This window comes from Hoeflea sp. IMCC20628, from assembly GCF_001011155.1.
Classification (GTDB): domain Bacteria; phylum Pseudomonadota; class Alphaproteobacteria; order Rhizobiales; family Rhizobiaceae; genus Hoeflea.
Map to the genome: position 1 here is coordinate 4,525,986 of NZ_CP011479.1, position 19,672 is coordinate 4,545,657.

21 protein-coding genes and 1 pseudogene are annotated in these 19,672 nt (G+C 60.2%); 13 read left to right on the forward strand and 9 right to left on the reverse strand.

The genetic code is table 11. From position 1 onward, the window contains the following. The first annotated feature begins 328 nt into the window (after nucleotides 1-328). The 5 genes from IMCC20628_RS21150 to IMCC20628_RS21170 all read left to right on the forward strand — a co-directional run bounded on the left by IMCC20628_RS21150 (nucleotide 329) and on the right by IMCC20628_RS21170 (nucleotide 6,548). On the forward strand, nucleotides 329-679 hold the full coding sequence (locus IMCC20628_RS21150; protein ID WP_047031844.1) for a P-II family nitrogen regulator: 351 nt from the start codon (nucleotides 329-331) through the stop codon (nucleotides 677-679). Between the two features lie 19 nt (nucleotides 680-698). Further along, nucleotides 699-2,048 carry an ammonium transporter gene (locus IMCC20628_RS21155; RefSeq protein WP_047031846.1) on the forward strand — a complete coding sequence of 450 codons (1,350 nt, stop codon included), beginning with the start codon at nucleotides 699-701 and terminating at the stop codon, nucleotides 2,046-2,048. 221 nt (nucleotides 2,049-2,269) lie between these two features. After that, nucleotides 2,270-4,864, forward strand: a complete 2,595-nt coding sequence (locus IMCC20628_RS21160) for a DNA translocase FtsK (protein WP_047031847.1) — start codon at nucleotides 2,270-2,272, stop codon at nucleotides 4,862-4,864. Between the two features lie 122 nt (nucleotides 4,865-4,986). Continuing rightward, on the forward strand, nucleotides 4,987-5,607 hold the full coding sequence (locus IMCC20628_RS21165; RefSeq protein WP_156174702.1) for an outer membrane lipoprotein carrier protein LolA: 621 nt from the start codon (nucleotides 4,987-4,989) through the stop codon (nucleotides 5,605-5,607). Nucleotides 5,608-5,735: 128 nt separating this feature from the next. Beyond that, complete coding sequence (locus IMCC20628_RS21170; protein ID WP_047032849.1) at nucleotides 5,736-6,548, forward strand: exodeoxyribonuclease III; 813 nt, start codon at nucleotides 5,736-5,738, stop codon at nucleotides 6,546-6,548. Between the two features lie 11 nt (nucleotides 6,549-6,559). On the opposite strand, the gene IMCC20628_RS21175 is transcribed toward IMCC20628_RS21170, so the two are convergent. Together IMCC20628_RS21175 and IMCC20628_RS21180 are read right to left on the reverse strand one after the other, a co-directional pair. Further along, nucleotides 6,560-7,018 carry a cyclic nucleotide-binding domain-containing protein gene (locus IMCC20628_RS21175; protein WP_047031849.1) on the reverse strand — a complete coding sequence of 153 codons (459 nt, stop codon included), beginning with the start codon at nucleotides 7,016-7,018 and terminating at the stop codon, nucleotides 6,560-6,562. Between the two features lie 145 nt (nucleotides 7,019-7,163). Further along, nucleotides 7,164-7,847: a response regulator transcription factor gene (locus IMCC20628_RS21180; RefSeq protein WP_047031850.1), complete on the reverse strand. Its 684-nt coding sequence runs from the start codon at nucleotides 7,845-7,847 to the stop codon at nucleotides 7,164-7,166. A gap of 241 nt (nucleotides 7,848-8,088) precedes the next feature. On the opposite strand from IMCC20628_RS21180, the gene IMCC20628_RS21185 reads away from it, so the two are divergent. Beyond that, complete coding sequence (locus tag IMCC20628_RS21185) at nucleotides 8,089-8,556, forward strand: L,D-transpeptidase family protein (protein WP_047031851.1); 468 nt, start codon at nucleotides 8,089-8,091, stop codon at nucleotides 8,554-8,556. Between the two features lie 79 nt (nucleotides 8,557-8,635). On the opposite strand, the gene IMCC20628_RS21190 is transcribed toward IMCC20628_RS21185, so the two are convergent. The 6 genes and pseudogenes from IMCC20628_RS21190 to tsaD form a co-directional block, all read right to left on the reverse strand. Next, the gene (locus IMCC20628_RS21190; protein WP_245307833.1) at nucleotides 8,636-8,920 is read right to left on the reverse strand and encodes a BrnA antitoxin family protein; all 285 of its coding nucleotides are present in this window, start codon (nucleotides 8,918-8,920) and stop codon (nucleotides 8,636-8,638) included. Beyond that, entirely contained in the window at nucleotides 8,886-9,158 is a 273-nt protein-coding gene (locus IMCC20628_RS21195) for a BrnT family toxin (RefSeq protein ID WP_047031853.1), read from the reverse strand. Before IMCC20628_RS21195 ends, IMCC20628_RS21190 begins: the two co-directional genes overlap by 35 nt. 114 nt (nucleotides 9,159-9,272) lie before the next feature. Next, nucleotides 9,273-9,946: pseudogene (locus IMCC20628_RS21200) on the reverse strand (methyltransferase). After that, nucleotides 9,943-10,380 (reverse strand): EVE domain-containing protein, encoded by a 438-nt coding sequence (locus IMCC20628_RS21205; RefSeq protein ID WP_047031855.1) that lies wholly within the window; start codon nucleotides 10,378-10,380, stop codon nucleotides 9,943-9,945. Before IMCC20628_RS21205 ends, IMCC20628_RS21200 begins: the two are co-directional and overlap by 4 nt. A 2-nt stretch (nucleotides 10,381-10,382) precedes the next feature. Continuing rightward, entirely contained in the window at nucleotides 10,383-10,676 is a 294-nt protein-coding gene (locus IMCC20628_RS21210; RefSeq protein WP_047031856.1) for a YciI family protein, read from the reverse strand. 130 nt (nucleotides 10,677-10,806) lie between these two features. Next, the gene (gene tsaD, locus IMCC20628_RS21215; protein WP_047031857.1) at nucleotides 10,807-11,904 is read right to left on the reverse strand and encodes a tRNA (adenosine(37)-N6)-threonylcarbamoyltransferase complex transferase subunit TsaD; all 1,098 of its coding nucleotides are present in this window, start codon (nucleotides 11,902-11,904) and stop codon (nucleotides 10,807-10,809) included. 70 nt (nucleotides 11,905-11,974) lie between these two features. On the opposite strand from tsaD, the gene hemC reads away from it, so the two are divergent. The 5 genes from hemC to IMCC20628_RS21240 all read left to right on the forward strand — a co-directional run bounded on the left by hemC (nucleotide 11,975) and on the right by IMCC20628_RS21240 (nucleotide 17,567). Continuing rightward, nucleotides 11,975-12,904 carry a hydroxymethylbilane synthase gene (gene hemC / locus IMCC20628_RS21220; protein ID WP_047031858.1) on the forward strand — a complete coding sequence of 310 codons (930 nt, stop codon included), beginning with the start codon at nucleotides 11,975-11,977 and terminating at the stop codon, nucleotides 12,902-12,904. A 7-nt stretch (nucleotides 12,905-12,911) separates the two neighbouring features. Beyond that, entirely contained in the window at nucleotides 12,912-13,676 is a 765-nt protein-coding gene (locus tag IMCC20628_RS24425) for a uroporphyrinogen-III synthase (RefSeq protein ID WP_052766580.1), read from the forward strand. A 91-nt stretch (nucleotides 13,677-13,767) separates the two neighbouring features. Next, on the forward strand, nucleotides 13,768-15,228 hold the full coding sequence (locus tag IMCC20628_RS24430; protein WP_052766581.1) for a mitofilin family membrane protein: 1,461 nt from the start codon (nucleotides 13,768-13,770) through the stop codon (nucleotides 15,226-15,228). Between the two features lie 10 nt (nucleotides 15,229-15,238). After that, complete coding sequence (locus IMCC20628_RS21235) at nucleotides 15,239-17,059, forward strand: heme biosynthesis protein HemY (RefSeq protein WP_047032852.1); 1,821 nt, start codon at nucleotides 15,239-15,241, stop codon at nucleotides 17,057-17,059. 22 nt (nucleotides 17,060-17,081) lie between these two features. Beyond that, nucleotides 17,082-17,567, forward strand: coding sequence for a TerB family tellurite resistance protein (locus IMCC20628_RS21240; protein ID WP_047031859.1), 486 nt, complete (start codon nucleotides 17,082-17,084; stop codon nucleotides 17,565-17,567). Between the two features lie 25 nt (nucleotides 17,568-17,592). Here the strand turns inward: IMCC20628_RS21240 and IMCC20628_RS21245 are convergent, their stop codons facing one another. Then, nucleotides 17,593-18,894, reverse strand: a complete 1,302-nt coding sequence (locus IMCC20628_RS21245) for an MFS transporter (RefSeq protein ID WP_047031860.1) — start codon at nucleotides 18,892-18,894, stop codon at nucleotides 17,593-17,595. A 174-nt stretch (nucleotides 18,895-19,068) separates the two neighbouring features. Between IMCC20628_RS21245 and IMCC20628_RS21250 the strand changes: the two genes are divergently transcribed. Together IMCC20628_RS21250 and IMCC20628_RS21255 are read left to right on the forward strand one after the other, a co-directional pair. Beyond that, nucleotides 19,069-19,359 carry a YggT family protein gene (locus tag IMCC20628_RS21250; protein WP_047031861.1) on the forward strand — a complete coding sequence of 97 codons (291 nt, stop codon included), beginning with the start codon at nucleotides 19,069-19,071 and terminating at the stop codon, nucleotides 19,357-19,359. After that, complete coding sequence (locus tag IMCC20628_RS21255; protein ID WP_047031862.1) at nucleotides 19,356-19,664, forward strand: DUF167 family protein; 309 nt, start codon at nucleotides 19,356-19,358, stop codon at nucleotides 19,662-19,664. The genes IMCC20628_RS21250 and IMCC20628_RS21255 overlap by 4 nt, the downstream gene beginning before the upstream one ends. The last annotated feature ends 8 nt before the right edge of the window (nucleotides 19,665-19,672 follow it).

Below are 19,672 nucleotides of genomic sequence, written 5' to 3' on the forward strand. Positions count from 1 at the left end.
GCCTTGTAAAAATCCCGTCGGGATGGATATCCATCCTTGCCTTGGGGCCCGGTTTTCCGGGCCCCTTTTTCTTGTGCGAGCCGCGCTTCTGAACGCGGACTGCCATTGGCGTGAAAATCAGCAGTGATCAAAAAGACGCCAGTTGCTGCGGTGAAACTGCACAAAATACCGCCACTTTGCTTCTGATGCGGGCTTGCTGCCCGCTGTTTTGGCTGAATTTGTGCGGCAAGACCGAACTGGCACGGCTTTTGATAGAGGATTGTCAGGTGGGTGGTCCGGCATGTCGGATTGCCGGTTGGTACAGGCGGCATGACCGCGGACAAAAAGGATGGGAAACCAGATGAAAATTGTGATGGCCATCATCAAGCCGTTCAAGCTGGACGAGGTGCGCGAAGCACTCACGGCTATAGGCATTCAGGGGCTGACCGTCAGCGAAGTCAAAGGCTACGGCAGGCAGAAGGGACATACGGAAATCTATCGCGGTACCGAATACGCCGTGAGTTTCTTACCAAAATTGAAGATCGAGATCGGGGTCGCCTCGGATGCGGTCGACAAGACGGTCGAAGCGATCGCGACGTCGGCCAAGACCGGCCAGATCGGCGACGGCAAGATCTTTGTTTACTCGATTGACCAGGCCATGCGCATTCGCACCGGCGAAACCGACGCCGACGCGTTGTAAGGCAACAGGAGACACACTCATGACACTTCAGATGTCACATACCTCCCCGCTCCGGCTGGGTCTGATGGCAGCGGGCGCACTGGCCGCCTTCGCCGTTCCCGCGGTCGCGCAGGAAGCAACAGAAGTTGCCACAAGCACAATGGACAAGGGCGACACCACGTTCATGCTGGTCTCGACCATCCTGGTGCTGCTGATGATCCTGCCCGGCCTGGCGCTGTTTTATGGCGGTCTGGTCCGTACCAAGAACATGCTGTCGGTGTTGATCCAATGCACACTGATCACCGCGATGGTGATGGTGATCTGGGTTCTCTACGGCTATTCCTTCGCCTTTGGCGGTTCGGAAAGCGCCTACTGGGGCGGCACAGCCAAGATGTTCCTGGCCGGTGTTACGCCAGCCAGCGAAGCGGCCACCTTCTCTGAAGGCGTCAATATTCCGGAATACATCTTCATTGCCTTCCAGATGACTTTCGCCTGCATTACTCCGGCCCTGATTGTCGGCGCTTTTGCCGAGCGCATCCGGTTTTCGGCGGTCATGTTGTTCGTGGCGCTCTGGGTCACCTTCGTCTACTTCCCGATTGCTCACATGGTGTGGGACGCCAACGGGTTGTTGTTCAAAATGGGCGCGCTTGATTTCGCCGGTGGAACCGTTGTGCATATCAATGCCGGCATTGCCGGTCTGGTTGGCGCAATCATGGTTGGCAAGCGGACCGGGTTCGGACGTGACATGATGGCACCGCATTCGATGACGCTGACAATGGTCGGTGCAGCGCTGTTGTGGTTTGGCTGGTTCGGTTTCAACGCCGGCTCCAATCTCGAAGCCAATGGCGGCGCGGCTCTGGCGATGATCAACACCTTTACCGCAACCGCAGGCGCAATCCTGGCCTGGACGGTGATCGAAACCCTGCATCGCGGCAAGGCATCGCTGCTCGGCGCGGTCTCGGGCATGATTGCCGGTCTTGTCGCTGTCACACCTGCTGCGGGCTTCTCAGGCCCGGTTGGCGCCATCGCGCTGGGCGCGGTCGCATCGGCGGTCTGCTACTACTTCGTTGCCGTGGTGAAGAACAAGTTCGGCTATGACGACACGGCCGATGTGTTCGGCATCCACGGCATTGGCGGCATTGTCGGTGCGCTTGGAACGGCTGTTGTCAATATGCCGGGCCTTGGCGGCGCCGGTGGCGAAGACTATGCGGTCGGATCGCAGTTCATGATCCAGGCCTCGGCAGTCGGCATCACCATCGTGTGGTGTGGCATTGCCTCATTCATTCTCTACAAGATCGTCGACATGACGCTTGGCCTTCGTGTCAGCGTTGAAGACGAACGCCAGGGTCTCGACCTGGCCTCGCATGGGGAAGCCGCTTACCACGGCTAAATCAGCTGCCAGAACTCGAAAAAAGGCGCGGCCCGCAGATTTCGGGCCGCGCTTTGCGTTTGGAGGCGTCCAAACACTCCATGGTTAATGCCGTATTAACCCGGCACCGGTTAGGTTTGCCCGAGATGGGGTCACCAAGGGCCCAAAACCCGATTCGGACACGTTGAACCATGCAGTCAGGCTCTTCCACTCTTTCATCAGGCGCATCATCACGCAGTTCCATGCTCGGCGATTTGCTGCGACGGCAGATCAGATTTGTTGCCGGAGTGGTGATGTTCGCCGGTCTGGCGGTTGCCATCGCCGCGCTTGCTACATGGAACGTCGCCGATCCGAGCTTTTCCAACGCCAATGGCGCTGTGCCTCACAATGCCCTCGGGTTTGCCGGTGCGGCGTTTTCTGATCTGGTCATGCAGTTTTTCGGGCTGGCCGGCATTATCGGCCTGCTGCCTTTTCTTTTCTGGGCGCTCGGTCTGGTGCGCAACCGTCCCGTCGACCGGATTTCGCGGAGAGGTGCCGCCTGGTTTGGCGGCGCATGGCTGACTGCCGCCCTGTTCGGTCTGATGCCAAGTTCGCAGAGCTGGCCGTTGCCCAACGGACTCGGCGGCGTGCTTGGCGACATGGCGCTCAAGATCCCGTCGCTGTTCACCGGCGGCTTCCCCTCCGGAATTGTCGCCGTCATTCTGGGCCTACTGCTGGCACCGCCGGCTGGCTGGCTGCTCGTCTACGGCGCAGGTCTCATCGGCCGCCCTGCCAATGATGACGTGCATGACGCAAAGACTGTCGAGGACGAGGATGAAGACGATGTGTCGAGTGGTTCGCTGGCACTCGGCGCCATCGTCCATGGCTGGTACACATTGCGTGGCCGCATGAAGCGCTTGATCAATCTGGTCACATTGCGCAAGCTGCGTGCACTGCCCGATGGTCCGCTGGATCTTAACAATGATTACGAACGGTCCGCTGGCGCTCCCTACGGGGATCTGCCGCCAACTGGATCGGAACGGGTCGAACCCGGCTTTGGCGAGGCTTCCCAGAGGCGGTCCATGCCGGTCGATGATGCGCCGCCATTTGATATTGATGATGACGGGTTGCCTGAAGGCGTGCTTTCGGACGACCTCGATGATGAAGATGAGGATCCGGCTGCCGATTGGCGCCAGCAGGACGCCCCGGAGCGACCTTCACCGCCAGCGCGACCGGCTGTGGCTTCACCGCGGATTTCCGCGCCGGCCGAGCGGCCCAAGCCCGGAGCCCGGGTGCAGCGTGATGCGCAAGGCTCGATGCTCAAGGACCATGGCTTCCAGCTGCCATCGGTGCACCTGTTGAATGAACCGCCGCATGTGGTCAAGGATAGCTCGCTGTCGCCGCAGGAGCTTGAACAGAATGCCCGCATGCTGGAAGGCGTGCTGGAAGATTTCGGCGTCAAGGGCGAGATCATTCATGTCCGTCCCGGTCCTGTGGTGACATTGTATGAACTTGAACCCGCACCGGGCATCAAATCCTCGCGCGTGATCGGCCTTGCCGATGACATAGCGCGCTCGATGAGCGCCATCGCGGCGCGTGTCGCCGTTGTTCCGGGCCGCAACGCCATCGGCATCGAATTGCCGAACCAGAAGCGCGAAACCGTCTATTTGCGTGAGTTGATTGCCAGCCGGGATTTTGAAACTTCCAAGGCAAAGCTCGGACTGGCGCTCGGCAAGACCATCGGCGGCGAACCGGTGATCGTGGATCTTGCCAAGATGCCGCATGTGCTGGTTGCCGGTACCACTGGCTCGGGCAAGTCGGTGGCCATCAACACGATGATCCTGTCGATCCTTTACAGGATGGACCCGTCAAAGTGCCGGCTGATCATGATCGATCCGAAGATGCTCGAGCTTTCGGTCTATGACGGCATTCCGCATTTGCTCACCCCGGTGGTGACAGACCCGAAGAAAGCTGTTGTGGCGCTCAAATGGACCGTCCGCGAGATGGAGCAGCGCTACAAGAACATGTCGAAAATCGGCGTGCGCAATATCGACGGATTCAACTCGCGGGTCGAGCAGGCAAAGGCCTCGGGCGAACCGATCACCCGCACGGTGCAGACCGGTTTTGACCGCAACACCGGCGAGGCGGTTTACGAGACCGAGGAATTCGATCTGACGCCGCTGCCCTATATCGTCGTGCTGATCGACGAGATGGCCGATCTGATGATGGTGGCCGGCAAGGACATCGAAGGCGCGGTGCAGCGGCTGGCGCAGATGGCGCGTGCTGCCGGTATCCACGTCATCATGGCGACCCAGCGGCCTTCGGTCGATGTCATCACCGGCACGATCAAGGCCAACTTCCCGACCCGTATTTCCTTCCAGGTGACCTCGAAGATCGATTCGCGCACCATTCTGGGCGAGCAGGGCGGCGAACAGCTGCTGGGCATGGGCGACATGCTCTATATGGCTGGTGGCGGCCGCATCCAGCGCGTTCACGGCCCATTTGTCTCGGACAAGGAAGTCGAGGACGTCGTTTCCTTCCTCAAGACCCAGGGCGTGCCGGAATATCTTGATTCGATCACCGAGGATGATGACGAGAGTGACGGCGGCGGCGGCGGGGGGCCGGCCGGAACTTCCAATCTGGCTGATTCGGAAGACCCCTATGATCAGGCGGTGGCGATTGTGCTGCGCGACGGCAAGGCGTCCACCTCCTATATCCAGCGCCGGCTCGGTATCGGTTACAACCGTGCTGCATCCCTGATCGAACGCATGGAAAATGAAGGCGTCATCAGTGCCGCCAATCATGCCGGAAAACGTGAAATCCTTGTTCCTACCGAAGACGATATAGATCCGCTCTAGGCGCGTCACACTGGCGCCGTACTCTTGCGCGACATGACGGTTGAAACGAAACGGAGACAGAAATGTCGAAATTGACCACTTCCACCAAGACAGAACGGCACGATCCGGCGCGACGGGCGCTTATGGGCGCAGGGTTAGGTCTGGGACTGTCGCTGATGGCGGCGGCCACCGGACTTCTGTCTTTCCCCGGCAGTGCGCGCGCATCTGACGCGGCGCAGAAACTGGCCGATCATTTTTCCTCGGTCAAAACCATGACCGGCGAGTTCATTCAGTTCGGACCCAATGGCGAACAGACCGGCGGCAAGTTCTTCATCGATCGTCCCGGCAAATTGCGTTTCAACTATGAGGCTCCTTCCGCGATCCGGGTGATTGCCGACGGCAAGGCCGTGGTGATCGGCAATCGCAAGCTCCGGACCTGGGATCTCTATCCTCTCGACAAGACGCCACTGAAGCTGCTTCTGTCGGAACGGATCGACCTTTCGGCCGATACCGTGCAGTCGGTGACCGAAGATCCTGATCTGACCACGATCATTCTTGGCAACAAATCGATCTTTGGCGATTCGACCATCAGCATGATGTTTGATCCGAAGACGTTTGAACTGAGGCAGTGGACCATTCGCGATGCTCAGGGCAAAGACACCTCGGTGATGATTTTCAATGTCCGGACCGGGGTCAAATTCGCCAAGAATGTCTTCAAGGTGCCTTACGAGGAAGTCCACAAGACCCAGCGCGGCGGCGGCTGAACCGGGTTGATGCCTGCTATAATTTGTGGATGAACGCCGAAATGCTCTGAACCGGCAGGATCGGGTTGCCCTGCTTCGGCTTATCGGCCAAACAAAGGCAAGCATCCATCCACAAAGGCGATTTCGATTTGGCGTTTTCCGTTACGACCTGGAATATCAACTCTGTCCGGCTGCGGCTTCCGCAGGTTCTGCAATTTCTCGAAAGCGCCAGCCCGGACGTTCTGTGCCTGCAGGAAACCAAGTGTCCCAATGATGCGTTCCCGAGCGCAGCCTTTCGCAAGGCCGGCTATGAGCACATCGCCATCCATGGCCAGAAGGGCTATCACGGGGTTGCCATCGTCTCGCGGCTGCCGTTGTCGGATGATCGCCGGCAAACCTATTGCGACATTGATCACACCCGCAACATTTCGGCCATTGTGGCAGCACCCGGCTCAAGGCGAATCCGGATTCACAATTTCTATGTGCCGGCAGGTGGCGATGAGCCTGATCGCGAGATCAACCCGAAATTCGCCCACAAACTCGATTTCATCGAGGAAATGCGCTGTCTGAATGCAGATGCCGAACAGGCTGATGGTGTGTCCTCGATACTGGTCGGTGATCTCAATATTGCACCGCTGGAAACCGATGTCTGGTCGCACAAGCAATTGTTGAAAGTGGTCAGCCACACCCCGATCGAGACCGAGAACCTGACATCCATGCAGCAGGATGGCGCCTGGGTTGACCTGATTCGCGCCCACATTCCGCCGGAAGAGAAGATTTTCACCTGGTGGAGCTACAGGGCCAAGGACTGGGAGGCCGCCGATCGCGGACGTCGTCTCGACCATGTCTGGTCGTCAGCCGACCTGTTGCCATTGCTGTCGCGCGTTGACGTGTTGCGCGAAGCCCGGGGCTGGGAGCGGCCGTCGGACCACGTGCCGGTGACAGCGCATTTCAATTTCTGAACAGGGTCGTCTCAACCCTCGAAGCGACCGGCGATCTTGCCGAGATCGGCATTGAGCGTCGCCAGATTGTCACTGATGCGCTGCCGGACAATCCCGGCGATATCAGGATATTCCTCGAGCATGCGCCGGAACAATGGTCGGTTGATTCGGATGACCTCTGCATTGTCGGGCGCAATCGCCGTCATAGAGCGGTTGATCGCGGTGACCATCGCCAGTTCACCCAGCAGAGCGCCGCGTTCGGCGAAGCCCAGTGCAGTCGCATGGCCATCGCGGCCGGTCCGGGTCAGCTCAAAACGGCCATCGGCGACGACAAAGGCGCAATCGGCTGGCGCGCCTTCGCGAAACAGCAACTGACCGGCCTGAAACTTGCGCCGTTCGGCGCCGAAGGCAATCAAGCGCAACTTGTCCTCACCGAGATCGCCGAACAGCGATACGGTCGATAGCAGGGCAATGTCGTCATTCAGGGCCACGCGTGACCTCCTTGAGATCCAGTGTCAGGCAATGTTGCCCGTTCCTGCGGCGCCGCGTTCAGATGAACCCGCAAAGACGCCACAACACTTTGAATCAATGCATCTATCCTATCACCTGCAGATGTCCATGCCAGTGTCCCCTGCCTCAGGGGATGATCTTGTAGCCACCGCTTTCGGTAACCAGGATTTCCGCATTTGAAGGATCGGCCTCGATCTTCTGACGCAGGCGGTAAACATGGGTTTCCAGCGTGTGGGTGGTAACGCCCGAATTGTAGCCCCAGACCTCTTCCAGCAGTACATCACGGGTGACGACTTTCTGATCAGCCCGGTACAGATAGCGGATGATTGCGGCTTCCTTCTCGGTCAGCCGGATCTTGCCGCCCTTGTCATCGAGCAACAATTTCTGGCTTGGCTTGAAGGTGTAAGGGCCAACGGTGAAGGTGGCGTCCTCGCTCTGCTCATGCTGGCGCAGTTGCGCGCGAATGCGAGCCAGCAGCACCGCAAAACGGAACGGCTTGGTGACATAATCATTGGCACCGGCTTCCAGACCCAGAATCGTATCGGAATCGGTGTCATGGCCGGTGAGCATGATGATCGGCGATTTGAAACCGCCCTTGCGCAACAGCTTGACCGCCTCGCGCCCATCCATATCCGGCAGCCCGACATCCATGATCAGCAGGTCGACATGGTTGGCTCTTGCGGTCTGGACGCCCTTGGTGGCCGAGGCCTCCTGCGAGATTGCAAATTCCTCATACAGTGAAAGCTGTTCGACAAGGGTTTCTCTGAGATCGTTGTCGTCATCCACCAGCAGGATCGAACGTGCGGTCATGGCGGCATTCCTTCTTAAGGGTGTCTCCGGCGCGGATACAGCGCGCCGCTATCAATTTACATCAAATCATATTGTGTCCCTGTTTAGGCACTTTCGGGGCGGTGGCAAAGTGTTAAATATTGCTGACAGGTCACAGGTGGAGCACTTGATCGTGAGACAGACGTTACGGACAGGGCCACGCAAACGGTCCAGACCAGGCACAATCACAGTGCGGGCTTTGCCGGGAGACCGGTTAAAGGCGATGGTGCGGTTCGGGCCATTGAGCTTTCGGGCAGCCCTTGGCCGAGGCGGGATTACGATGGTCAAGCGTGAAGGCGATGGCGCGACGCCGCGTGCGGCGATGGCAGTGATCAGCGGGTTTCGCCGCGCTCGCATGCTGACGCCGGACCAATCGGGCATCCCGCTCAAAAGGGTGGGTGCGCGGGACGGCTGGTGCGACGCGCCGGCGCATGCGGCCTATAATCGCCACGTCCGGCTGCCCTTTGCCGCCAGTCACGAAACACTGACCCGCGATGATGTACTCTACGACTTCGGTTTTGTGCTCGATTGGAACATCGGTTCGCGGCGGCGCGGTGGCGGCAGCGCCATTTTCCTGCATGTGGCCAAACCCGGATTGCCGCCGACACAAGGATGCGTTGCGCTCAGCCGACGCGATCTGCAGCGATTGATGCCATTTATCAGGTGTGGAACCGTCATTCGCGTCGTTTGACAAAAATGCGGGTCGGTTTTGCCTCACGCGGTGAGCGCTTGGACTCGGCAGCATGAGCGATTGCGCCGTCTTGTCCGGCTCAAGGAGTCTTGGACCGATGCGCCTCGACATAGGAGCGCAACACCGCATTCATGCGCGTGAGGTGTCCCTTGCCTTGGGATTTGAAAAACTCGAGCACATCGGAATCAACACGCATGCTGACCGGTTCTTTTGTCCTGGTGTGATTGACCAGAACAGCATCATCCCAAAAATTCTTTGCCAGCTCCGGTGCAGGTTCTGCATTGACGGAAGACTGTGTTTCGCCCCGCTGCTTCATTTCCCGCAGGTCGCTAAGGCTTCCTCTTTTCATATTTTTCCCGGTCACGTCGACCTCCTTTCCACGCTGTTATCAGCCGATAAATGCCACCCCTCTTGGTGTAAACGACAATGTAAACTTCGCCGTCGACCATACCCAAAGCGATGATGCGGTTTTCGCCGTAATGCTCGCGTGTGTCTTCTTTTTCCAGAACATCGTTTTCAAAAATCAGAGCCGCTTCCAGCAGGTCAACACCGCGCTTTGCATAAATTTCCGCGCGTTTGGCTTCATCCCATTCAAATTCCATCGCTCAGCCCTCGACGAAAATCTCTCCCGCATTGCAAATTGCCCCGGTTACGGGTGGCTGCAAGCGCAATGTATATACTAATTGTATATACATTGCAAGCGAAGAACAGTCACCTCATCCGACAACCCGCCAGACCGAGGTGCGCTTGATCTCGCTGTCTTCGAGCGCCCGGGTGACCGGGACCATATAGGTTGCCAGCAATTCCTTCTCGTCGCGGGGGCAATAGGCCCTGCCCGGATCGCCAACCAGCACGACAGCACGACGCCGCGCCAGTTCTGTCAGCCATGGTTTGATCAGCTCGGCCATGGCCCGGTCATAAAACACGTCGCCGGCCAGCACGACGTCCCAGCCCTCGTCGGTGCCGACCAGATCCGATGGGCGAATGTTGATGGCGACGTTGTTCTGATCCGCATTGAGCCGTGTGGCTGTCGCCGACCAGGGGTCGATATCGGCGGCCACGACGGTGCTGGCGCCTGACAGCTTGGCGGCGATGGCGACAAGTCCCGATCCAGTGGCGAAATCCAGCACAGTCTTGCCTGCAACCAGAGCCGGGTTGTCGATGATATGCCGTGCCAGGCCCTGTCCGCCGGCCCAGGCGAAGGCCCAGAATGGCGGCGGCAGGCCGAGCGCGTCGAGTTCGTCCTCGGTCTTGAGCCACAAGTCATGCGCCTCATCGGCCAGATGCAGCCGGATCTCCGGAACATGTGGCGGAGCGGCCAGCGCCGTGTTGGCGCGAATGAAGCTCTCGGGATCGGTTTTCACAGTGCTGCCCCGGTACCGGGTTTCACTCCGGGCAGAGCGGCGGGTTGGCGAGATTGCCCATGCGGCAGACCTCGAGATATTCCGCCTCGGTGACCGGCTGCACCGACAGCCGCATCGAGGTCACTAGGCTCATCTCGGCAAGTGCCGGATTGGCCTTGACGTCTTTCAATGTCACCGGCTTGGGCATGTCGCAGACGGCGCGGATGTCGACACATTCCCAGCGGGGATCATCGATGGTGGTGTCAGGATGGATCAAGGCGCAGATCTCGGCGATGCCGACGACTTCCAGGCCCTCATTGGAATGGTAGAAGAAGGCTTTGTCACCCAACTTCATGGCGCGCATGTTGTTGCGCGCCTGATAGTTGCGGATGCCGTCCCATTGTTCGCCAATGTCGCCCTTGGCCTTCTGCATTTCCCAGGACCATTTGAACGGCTCGGACTTGAACAACCAATAGGCCATTTTTACGCCTCCGGGTTTCCGAAGGTCCATTTGAAGGCGCGGATCTCCGTCGAGGCAAACAGGCCGGCTATCGCATAGGGGTCGCCGGCTGCAACGGCTTCGGCTTTCTTCATGTCATCGGCTGCGATGACCAGCAGGCTGCCGATCGGATTTTCATCGTCACCCAGCAGGGGCCCCGCCATTTTCAGGACGCCGCTGGCCTCGAGGCTCTTGAGGTATTCGACATGAGGGGGACGTGTCGCCGTCCGCAGATCGAGCGAGCCGGGCTTGTCTTTGCACATCAGGGCGTAAAACATGAAATCTCCATCAATTAAGGCGTGTTGGGCCGGTTCGGACCGGCGGGAAAGATCCGGGGCATTCTATGCCCTGCCCGTGCGTTGGTTTCAATCCCGCCCGGATCTCCATCAGATCCCTTTCATGTCGAGCTCAGGCCTTGGCACCGCGTTTGCCGTGGCCGATCGCCGCCTTGGCAGCTCCGTCCAGCGGCCAGCGGGACCGCGGCGCAAGATCAAGCTGATCTGTTGGCAAGCCTGCCGCCATGCGTTCGGCGCCGGCCCAGGCGATCATGGCGGCGTTGTCGGTGCACAGGTTGAGCGGCGGCGCGATGAAGCGGAAACCTGCTTTTGCGGCGCGGGTTTCAAGCGTGGCGCGGATCGCTTTGTTGGCCGCCACACCGCCGGCCACCACCAGCGCCGGTTCCGATTCGGTGCCGAAACGCTGCGTAAAGCGCTCCAGCGCCATTGAGATACGGTCATCAATGCTGGAGGTGACCGAGGTTTGGAACGCCAAGCAGAGATCGGCGATGGTTTGCGGCGACAACGGCGCCTGATCCTCTGCCATTTGCCGCACCGCGGTCTTCAGGCCGGAGAAGGAGAAATCCAGCCGCGGATCACGCCGCATCGGCACCGGCAGGCGGAAGCGTTTGGCAACGCCGCTCAGTGCAGCCTGCTCCACTGCCGGTCCGCCGGGATAACCCAGTCCCAGCAGTTTGGCGGTCTTGTCGAAGGCTTCGCCCAGCGCATCGTCAATGGTGGTGCCCCAGCGCTCATAATCATTGATGCCCTTGATCAGCACGATCTGGGTATGCCCACCGGACACCAGCAGCAGCAGGTAGGGAAATTTTACGCCGTGGGACAGCCGCGCGGTCAGCGCGTGTCCCTCGAGGTGATTGATACCGATGAAGGGTTTGTTCGCCGCCATGGCAATGGCCTTGGCGGTCATCAGACCGACCATCAGCCCGCCGATGAGACCCGGCCCGGAGGTCACGGCGACGGCGTCAATACTTCCGAGCGAGACGTTGCTCTCCTCGAGCGCCTGTTTCACCAGCCGGTCGAGCGTCGTGACATGCGAGCGGGCGGCAAGTTCCGGCACCACGCCGCCAAAGGCTGCATGCAGGTCAAGCTGGCTCAGCACCACGTCGGAGAGGATCTCGCCGGTGCCGTCGGCATGGCGGCGGACGATGGAGGCCGCGGTCTCGTCGCAGCTTGTCTCGATGCCCAGAATGTCCAGATTGCCAATGCTCATGCGTGTCTCTGTCGTTGCGCTTGCGGGATGATCCCGGTACCTGTTTGTCGGTAACAACGGAACGGATGTCTTGCAAATGAAACCTTACCGCATCGGAACCCGTGGCAGCCCGCTGGCACTGGCGCAGGCGTCGGAAACGCGCGCCCGGCTGATGGTGGCGCATGAACTGCCGGAAGAGGCCTTCGAGATCGTGGTGTTGTCGACCAAGGGCGACCGCATCACCGACCGGCCGCTGTCGGAGATCGGCGGCAAGGGGTTGTTCACCGAGGAGCTTGAAGAGCAATTGAGCGACGGGCGGCTGGATCTGGCGGTGCACTCGACCAAGGACATGCCGACAGCGCTGCCCGAAGGCCTTGGGCTGGTGGCCTTTCTCGAACGCGAGGATGTGCGTGATGCCTTTATCGGCCGCACCGCGAAGCGGCTCACCGATCTGCCGCAAAACGCCGTGGTCGGATCGTCGTCGCTCAGGCGTCAGGCGCTGATCCGACGGCTGCGGCCGGATATTTCGGTGATCACCTTTCGCGGTCAGGTGGAAACACGACTGCGCAAGCTGGAAGAGGGCGAGGTTGACGCCACGCTTCTGGCCCATGCCGGGCTCAAACGGCTCGGCAACACCGAGGTGATCACCGAACTGCTCGATCCGGAGAGTTTTCCGCCGGCACCGGGGCAGGGCGCGATCTGCATCGAAGCCCGGATTGATGATGTGCGGGTGGGTGATCTGCTGGCCCCGATCAATCACGCCGAGACACAAATTACCTTGGCCTGCGAGCGGGCGTTTCTGGCAGCCCTTGACGGCTCCTGCCGGACGCCGATTGCCGGCCTGGCCAGACTGACAGGCGACCGTATCTCGTTTTCCGGGATGATACTGACCCCTGACGGTGCGGTCTGGCATCAGGTGAAAGCCGAGGGTCTAGCGTCCGACGCCGCCGCCCTGGGCCGTGCTGCTGGTGACGAAGCGCGCCAGAAGGCGGGTCCCGGCTTCTTTGAAAGCTGGGGCTGAACCCGAGATGCGCGTTCTGGTCACGCGGCCTGAGCAGGCCGGGCTGAGAACGGCAAGGAGACTGACCGATCTCGGCTATGATCCGGTGCGGATGCCGTTATTTGACTCCTTTATTGTCGCCACACCTGAAGATCTGCCGCCGGCCGAAAATATTGCCGGTTTCATTGCCACCAGCGCCCGGGCCTTGGCACTGTTCGAACCCGCAGGTGGGTTAGCCCCCGGACTCCGGGATCTGCCGGTGCATGTTGTCGGGCCTGCCACGGCGGATGCGGCTCGCAAGGCGGGCTTTGGCGACATTCGCGTAGGCAAGGGCACGGCACAAGCGCTGGCCGAGGCGATCACCAGCCACCAGCCCAACATTCAGGCAGGCAGTCAGCCGACTGAGTCTGACACCAATGTCCGGGTATTGGTTTATCTTGCCGGCATGCCGCGAACGACTGCCATCGAAGACGTCTTTGCCAGGGCAGGACGGCCGCTAATGGTGCTTGAGTGCTATCAAATGCGTGAAATAAGTTATACAACTGACTTTATAATATCGGGCATATTGTCACCCGCACCGGATCTGGTGCTGCTCTACTCAGCCAATGCGGCGCGGCGGTTTTGCAGACTGTTTGATGGCAATGAACTGGGTGAAAGGCTGGAATCGACACGATTTATCTGTCTTTCACAGACGATTGCCACGGAATTGCCCGATCTGTGGCAGAGACGGACCATCACAGCTGAACGCCCCAATGAGGACAGCCTGCTTGCATCGCTGGCCGCATTGGGCTGATTTGCAGACATGTTGGCAGGGATTGTTCCAGACTGTGAAAGCAGCGCGCGGAAATCCGATCCCGCCGTAACCAGATCAAGCAGGATATGCCATGAACAAAGGCCCTACCCCGCGACATTCCAAATCGCCCAAACCGGTCGTCATCGACCTCGACGCCACTGATGTGACGCCGAAGGATGCGGATCTGTCCTCAAAACCAGCTGCCAGCGCAGCATCTGCGCCGAAACCGGGACCTGCCAAGTCCACGCCGGTCGTTTCCAAGACAGATGATGGGAAAACATCAGCCAAGCCCGATGCGACTGTGACAGCGGACAAGCTGAAAACCGACAGCACGGCAAAACCGGGCGGCGAGACCAAAACCGCTGGCGCAGCCGCGGCTAGCGCAACGCCGGACCCAAAGCCAAAGCACCCCGAAAACAAAACGTCTGCAGCGGGCCAGAAGCCGGCTGCGGCAGGCAAACGTGGCGGCGGGCTCGGCATGGTCGTATCCGGCGTGATTGGCGCGGTGATCGCGCTGGGCGGCGGCTATGCCCTGCAATCGGGTGGTCTGCTGCCGGTGCCGGGAGGCAACAATGATCAGGTTCAGGCTCTGTCGTCGAAAGTCGAGGCCCTTTCCACAACTGTCGGAAGTCTCGCAACCCAGGTGACTGATTCGACCAACGCCGGTGAAACCGATATTTCGGCTCAGCTGTCAGCACGTCTCACCGGCCTGGAGACTTCCGTCAAGGAATTGGCGGAGGGCAGCACTGACGCTGCAGATCCTGCTGCAGTAGAAGCCCTGCAGACCCGGCTTTCAGCTATCGAAACCGAGATCGCGTCACTTGATCAGGCTGATGGAAACGCCGCCACCGCTGCTGCCGACCCCGCAGTTGCCGAAGCCGTCTCCGAATTGCAGGCCGCCCAAAGTGGGTTGCAGGCCTCGCTGGCCGATATTCAGACAGTCACGGAAACGTTGTCTGGCAAAATCGCGACCATCGAACAGGGTCAGGCAGAATTGTCGCAACAGCTTGGCGAGCCGGGTCGGCAGATCGATCTGGCCCGCGCCATCTCGGCGGCCGGGCTCAAATCGGCTATCGACCGCGGTGGATCGTTCATGTCCGAACTCGAGGCCTTTGCGTCCGTGGTTCCCGATGACCCGGCTGTGCCTGAACTCAGGGACCTTGCCGCCCGCGGCGTGCCGAGCCGTTCCAAGCTGATCGAAGGATTTCCCGATGCTGCCAGCAAGGCCATTGCTGCGGCGGAACCGGTGGATCCAAACAGCGGACTGGTCGACAGATTGATGTCGAGCGCCCTCTCGGTGGTCAAGGTGCGAAAGGTTGGTGACGTCGAGGGCGACAGCGCCGAAGCCATCGCAGCGCGGGCCGAGGCGCGGTTGCTGGATGGTGATCTTTATGCGGCTCTGGCCGAGTGGAACACTTTGCCTGAAAGTTCCCGCCTCGCTGCGTCCGACTATGGCAATGCACTGGCAGCCCGTGCCCGGGCCGAGATGCTGATTGCCGCGTCGATGGCGCCGGTTGGTTCGCCTTCTCCGTCCGAAACCCCGGCCAACTAGGAGACGCATGATGATTCGTTTATTGTTCTTTGTTGCGCTGGTTCTGGCCCTTGGCTTCGGCTTTGCTTGGCTCGCCGACCGTCCGGGTGACCTGTTTATTGTCTGGCAGGACCGCCGTATCGAAATGTCGTTGATGACGGCGGTGACCGTCGTCGCCTCATTGATCGCGGCGATCATGATCAGCTGGTGGTTGATTCGGGCCATCATTTTGTCGCCACGCACTGTCAGCCGGTACTTCCGCGCCAACAAGCGTGACCGCGGCTATCAGGCGCTGTCGACGGGCTTGCTGGCGGCAGGCGCAGGTGACGCCGCCATGGCGCGCAAGATGAACAAGCGCACCAAGGGTCTGTTGAAGGCCGATCAGGAGCCGCTGATTCATCTGCTCGACGTACAGGCCGCCCTGATCGAGGGCCGTCACGAGGAAGCCCGCAAGCTGTTTGAAGCCATGGCCGAAGATCCGGAAACCAAGTTGCTTGGGTTGCGCGGACTTTATCTCGAAGCCAAGCGCCAGGGCGCAGACGAGGCGGCGCAGCATTATGCTGAAACCGCCGCTGAGCAGGCGCCGCAATTGCCATGGGCTGGCTCGGCTGCCCTGGCCTACCGGACGCGCGAAGGAAAATGGGACGAAGCGCTTCGGCTTCTCGAACGCCAGCGTCACGCCGGCACCGTTGAGGCGTCGGACGCCGACCGGACCAAGGCTGTGCTGCTGACAGCCCGTGGCCGCGAAAATGTCGACAGCGATCCGGCTTCAGCGCGCGACGATGCGCTGACGGCGCTCAAACTGGCGCCGGCCTTCCCACCAGCGGCGGTTGTTGCAACCAAGGCGCTGCTGCGTCAGGACAATTTGCGCAAGGCTGCAAAGATCCTCGAAGCGGCGTGGAAAGCTGATCCGCACCCCGAGATTGCCGAGGCCTATGTTCGTGCACGCATGGGCGACACATCGGCTGACCGGCTCAAGCGGGCCGAACGGCTGGAGAAGTTGCGGCCGATGAATCCGCTGTCTTTCGAAGTTGTCGCCCGTGCTGCGCTGGAAGATCACCGGTTTGATCTGGCGCGCGACAAGGCCCAGGCGGCAGCGCGTTTGCAGCCGAGCGAGGGTGTCTATCTGCTGCTCGCTGATATTGAAGAGGCTGAAACCGGCGATCAGGGTCGCGTCCGGCACTGGCTGAGCCAGGCGGTGCGCGCGCCGCGTGATCCGGCCTGGACAGCTGACGGTTATGTGTCTGAAAGCTGGGAGCCGGTTTCGCCGGTCACCGGCAAGCTCGACGCCTTTGAGTGGAAGGTTCCGGTCGAGCAACTCGCAGGCCCGAGTCTTGAGAACGAACCGCAGGGGCAGACCTTTGAGCGGGCAATGGCAAGCCTGCCGCCGGTTCGCGGTCCGGGCGAGTTCGCCAGTGTACCAACCGCCGTTGCAATGTCGTCTGTCAAACCTGCTGCAGCCGAGCCCAAGGCGGAGGCACCGGTGGTGATGGCAAAAGCCGACGAAGCAGCAGCGATCAAGCCGTCGCCGGTCATCGAGCCCGATGCTGAGCCGGATTCACAACCACAGACAACGCCCTTGGTTGCCGCCAATGGATCTGATGGCAAGGAAGACGAGCCGGACCAGCGTGATGAGGACAATGCCGTCAAAACCGCTTTGCCGGCTGCTGATGCTTCACCTGCTCCAGCGCCGGCAGATGCTGCGGCAGAGACTGATGCCCCGGTTGCTCCGACGGATCCTGAAGAAGATGCGCGGGCCAAGGAAGCGGCCTTCCTGACCCATCGTCCTGATGATCCAGGAATTGACGTCAATGCCGAACCGGAAAAATCCGGCCGTTTCCGGTTGTTCTGAGATGGCGCGAAAGGAAGTTTGAATGCTTGAGCAACTGCGCACATTTTTGAACGGATTACGGGTCGACGGACCAGAAACGCCCGACGCAAGCAACCCCGATGTGGCAGCCGTCGCCCTGTTTTTCCATGTCATCGGTGCCGACGGCGTGGTTGACAAGGTTGAGTCCGAGAAACTCAAATCGCTGATCATCCAGGAATATGGCGTCAGCGGCGCCGAGATGCGCAAGCTGATTGAGGCGGGCGAACAGGCGGACCGGGAAGCAGTCGATCTGTTTGCGTTTACCAGCGTCCTCAACCGCGCGCTGGATGCGGAGTCGAAAGTCCACTTCATCGAGTTGCTCTGGCATCTCGCCTATGCCGATGGCCATCGGCATGAACTGGAAGACCATGTGGTGTGGCGGATTGCCGACCTTATGGGCGTATCAAGCCGGGAGCGGGTGCTGGCACGGCAACGGGCGCTCGCTGCTGCGGGTGTTGCAGACGGTGACGCCGCGGGTGACGCGGACTGATCTGACGGTGCGGTTCTCGGCCTTCTCAGGCCGGTCCGGAACCGGACTTGTCCTGCCGATCGAGTTCGGCTTTCAGCGAAGCCCGGCTTTCCTCCGCATCCTTGTCGAGCGACTGGATCTGGCGCAGTTGCGGGAAACCGAAACTCCAGGCCAGCGCCACGGCGAGTGTGCCGGCCCCACCGATGACCACAGCTGCGACCGGGCCGATAAGCGAAGCCATGATTCCGGCGCGAAATTCGCCGAGTTCGTTGGATGCGCCGATGAAGACCATGTTGACCGCGCTGACCCGGCCGCGCAGTTCATCGGGAGTCCACAATTGTACCAGACTCTGGCGAACATAGACTGAAACCATGTCGGACGCGCCCATGACGATCAGGGCCACCATGGTCAGCGGCAGTGATTTTGACAGGCCGAAGACAACGGTCGCGGCGCCGAAAACGCCGACCGAGATGAACATCGCCCGGCCGGCATGTTTGCGGACTGGCTTTGAGGCCAGATAGATGGCCATGCCGATGGCGCCAATGCCGGGGCTGGCGCGCAGAAAACCGAGCCCCCAGGGTCCGAGTTCAAGCACGTCGCGGGCAAATACCGGCATCAGCGCGATCGCCCCGCCTAGCAGCACGGCGAACATGTCCAGCGAGATGGCGCCGAGCACGATCTTCTGTTTGCGCACATAGCTGAACCCGGCCACCAGTGTCTGCCAGCTCTGGGCCTGGCCGCGCGATCGTTGCAGCGGCGGTGGTACCAGCGCGATGGCCGTGATGGCGAGCACGAGAAGAACGAAGGCTGTCATGTAGGGAACCACGGCCCCAAGCCCGTAGAGCAAACCACCCACGACAGGGCCGACAATGGTTGCGGTCTGCCAGGAGGTAGAATTCCAGGCAATCGCATTGGGAAGATCGTGCGCCGGCACCAGATTTGGCGCCAGCGATTGCGAGGCCGGAGCGAAAAACGCGCGCGAAATGCCGATGACCAGCAGCACGGCAAAGATCGGCATGGGTGAGGTTAGGCCGCGCCAGGCGAAATAGACGAAGGCGGCGGCGCAAAACCCGATGGTGATTTCGCTGATCAACATGATGGTGCGGCGGCCGTAGCGGTCGGCCGCAGCGCCGGTAAAAAGCAGTAACACCAGCGCCGGCAGGAACTGGATCAATCCCACAAGGCCGAGGTCAAAGGGGTCGCGGGTCAGATCATAGATCTGCCACCCGACCGACACGCTGATGATCTGGAGGCCGAAGGACGACAGAAAACGCGCGGCGAAATACAAAGCAAAAGCGCGATGCCGAAAAGCGGCGAAACGATCTTCCGTCTGAACAGGGGATTGCATGGTGGTTATCCGATTGATGCATGACAGCTATACACCAGCAAGTTGGCGGTGCCACTCACTTGTCCACGTCTGGGCCGCCTCTCCTCACTCGCCTGACTGATAGCTGCCTGTGCCCTTGCCGCACGGTGCATCAATGTCTACATGTCTGTCACGCGACAACCGCCGGAGAATTTTATGATTGCAGTCTTTCAAACCATCGACATGGTGCTGGGTCTTTACACCTGGATCATTATCGGCAGCGCCATCTTCTCCTGGCTCTACGCCTTCAACGTGGTCAATTCGAACAATCGTTTCGTCGGAATGATCGGCGAATTTCTCTACAAGGCGACTGAACCGGCGCTCAAGCCAATCCGCCGTATCATGCCGGATCTGGGCGGGCTCGACATTTCGCCGATCGTACTTTTGATCGCGATCTTCTTCGTGCGCACCTTCATGGCGACTTCGATCGCGCCGATGTTCTTCTGAGCTGCTGGTTCAAGACAGGGGACGGCGCTGTCGATCTTGCCGTCCGATTGACCCCGTCGGCCTCGGTCGACGGGATTGATGGACTGGTTGAGGATGCTGCCGGCGTGGTCCGGCTCAAGGCGCGGGTTCGCGCCGTGCCCGAAAACGGCAAGGCCAACCGGGCGATCGAGAAACTCATCGCCAAGCGGCTCAAAATTGCAAAATCCAAAGTCCGGGTCATCTCAGGTGATACCAGCCGCAACAAGACCCTCCGCATCGATGGCGATCCGGATGATCTTGTTGCAGCGCTTAAAAGCTTGGTCTGAACCCCGAA

Excerpts from the sequence above, each read along its gene's own strand:
- IMCC20628_RS21150 (WP_047031844.1), top strand. The coding sequence starts at position 329 with ATGGGAAACCAGATGAAAATTGTGATGGCCATCATCAAGCCGTTCAAG.
- IMCC20628_RS21155 (WP_047031846.1), top strand. The coding sequence starts at position 699 with ATGACACTTCAGATGTCACATACCTCCCCGCTCCGGCTGGGTCTGATG.
- IMCC20628_RS21160 (WP_047031847.1), top strand. The coding sequence starts at position 2,270 with ATGCTCGGCGATTTGCTGCGACGGCAGATCAGATTTGTTGCCGGAGTG.
- IMCC20628_RS21165 (WP_156174702.1), top strand. The coding sequence starts at position 4,987 with ATGGGCGCAGGGTTAGGTCTGGGACTGTCGCTGATGGCGGCGGCCACC.
- IMCC20628_RS21180 (WP_047031850.1), bottom strand. The coding sequence starts at position 7,847 with ATGACCGCACGTTCGATCCTGCTGGTGGATGACGACAACGATCTCAGA.
- IMCC20628_RS21185 (WP_047031851.1), top strand. The coding sequence starts at position 8,089 with ATGGTGCGGTTCGGGCCATTGAGCTTTCGGGCAGCCCTTGGCCGAGGC.
- IMCC20628_RS21195 (WP_047031853.1), bottom strand. The coding sequence starts at position 9,158 with ATGGAATTTGAATGGGATGAAGCCAAACGCGCGGAAATTTATGCAAAG.
- IMCC20628_RS21205 (WP_047031855.1), bottom strand. The coding sequence starts at position 10,380 with ATGGCCTATTGGTTGTTCAAGTCCGAGCCGTTCAAATGGTCCTGGGAA.
- IMCC20628_RS21210 (WP_047031856.1), bottom strand. The coding sequence starts at position 10,676 with ATGTTTTACGCCCTGATGTGCAAAGACAAGCCCGGCTCGCTCGATCTG.
- tsaD (WP_047031857.1), bottom strand. The coding sequence starts at position 11,904 with ATGAGCATTGGCAATCTGGACATTCTGGGCATCGAGACAAGCTGCGAC.
- IMCC20628_RS24425 (WP_052766580.1), top strand. The coding sequence starts at position 12,912 with ATGCGCGTTCTGGTCACGCGGCCTGAGCAGGCCGGGCTGAGAACGGCA.
- IMCC20628_RS24430 (WP_052766581.1), top strand. The coding sequence starts at position 13,768 with ATGAACAAAGGCCCTACCCCGCGACATTCCAAATCGCCCAAACCGGTC.
- IMCC20628_RS21235 (WP_047032852.1), top strand. The coding sequence starts at position 15,239 with ATGATTCGTTTATTGTTCTTTGTTGCGCTGGTTCTGGCCCTTGGCTTC.
- IMCC20628_RS21240 (WP_047031859.1), top strand. The coding sequence starts at position 17,082 with ATGCTTGAGCAACTGCGCACATTTTTGAACGGATTACGGGTCGACGGA.
- IMCC20628_RS21245 (WP_047031860.1), bottom strand. The coding sequence starts at position 18,894 with ATGCAATCCCCTGTTCAGACGGAAGATCGTTTCGCCGCTTTTCGGCAT.
- IMCC20628_RS21250 (WP_047031861.1), top strand. The coding sequence starts at position 19,069 with ATGATTGCAGTCTTTCAAACCATCGACATGGTGCTGGGTCTTTACACC.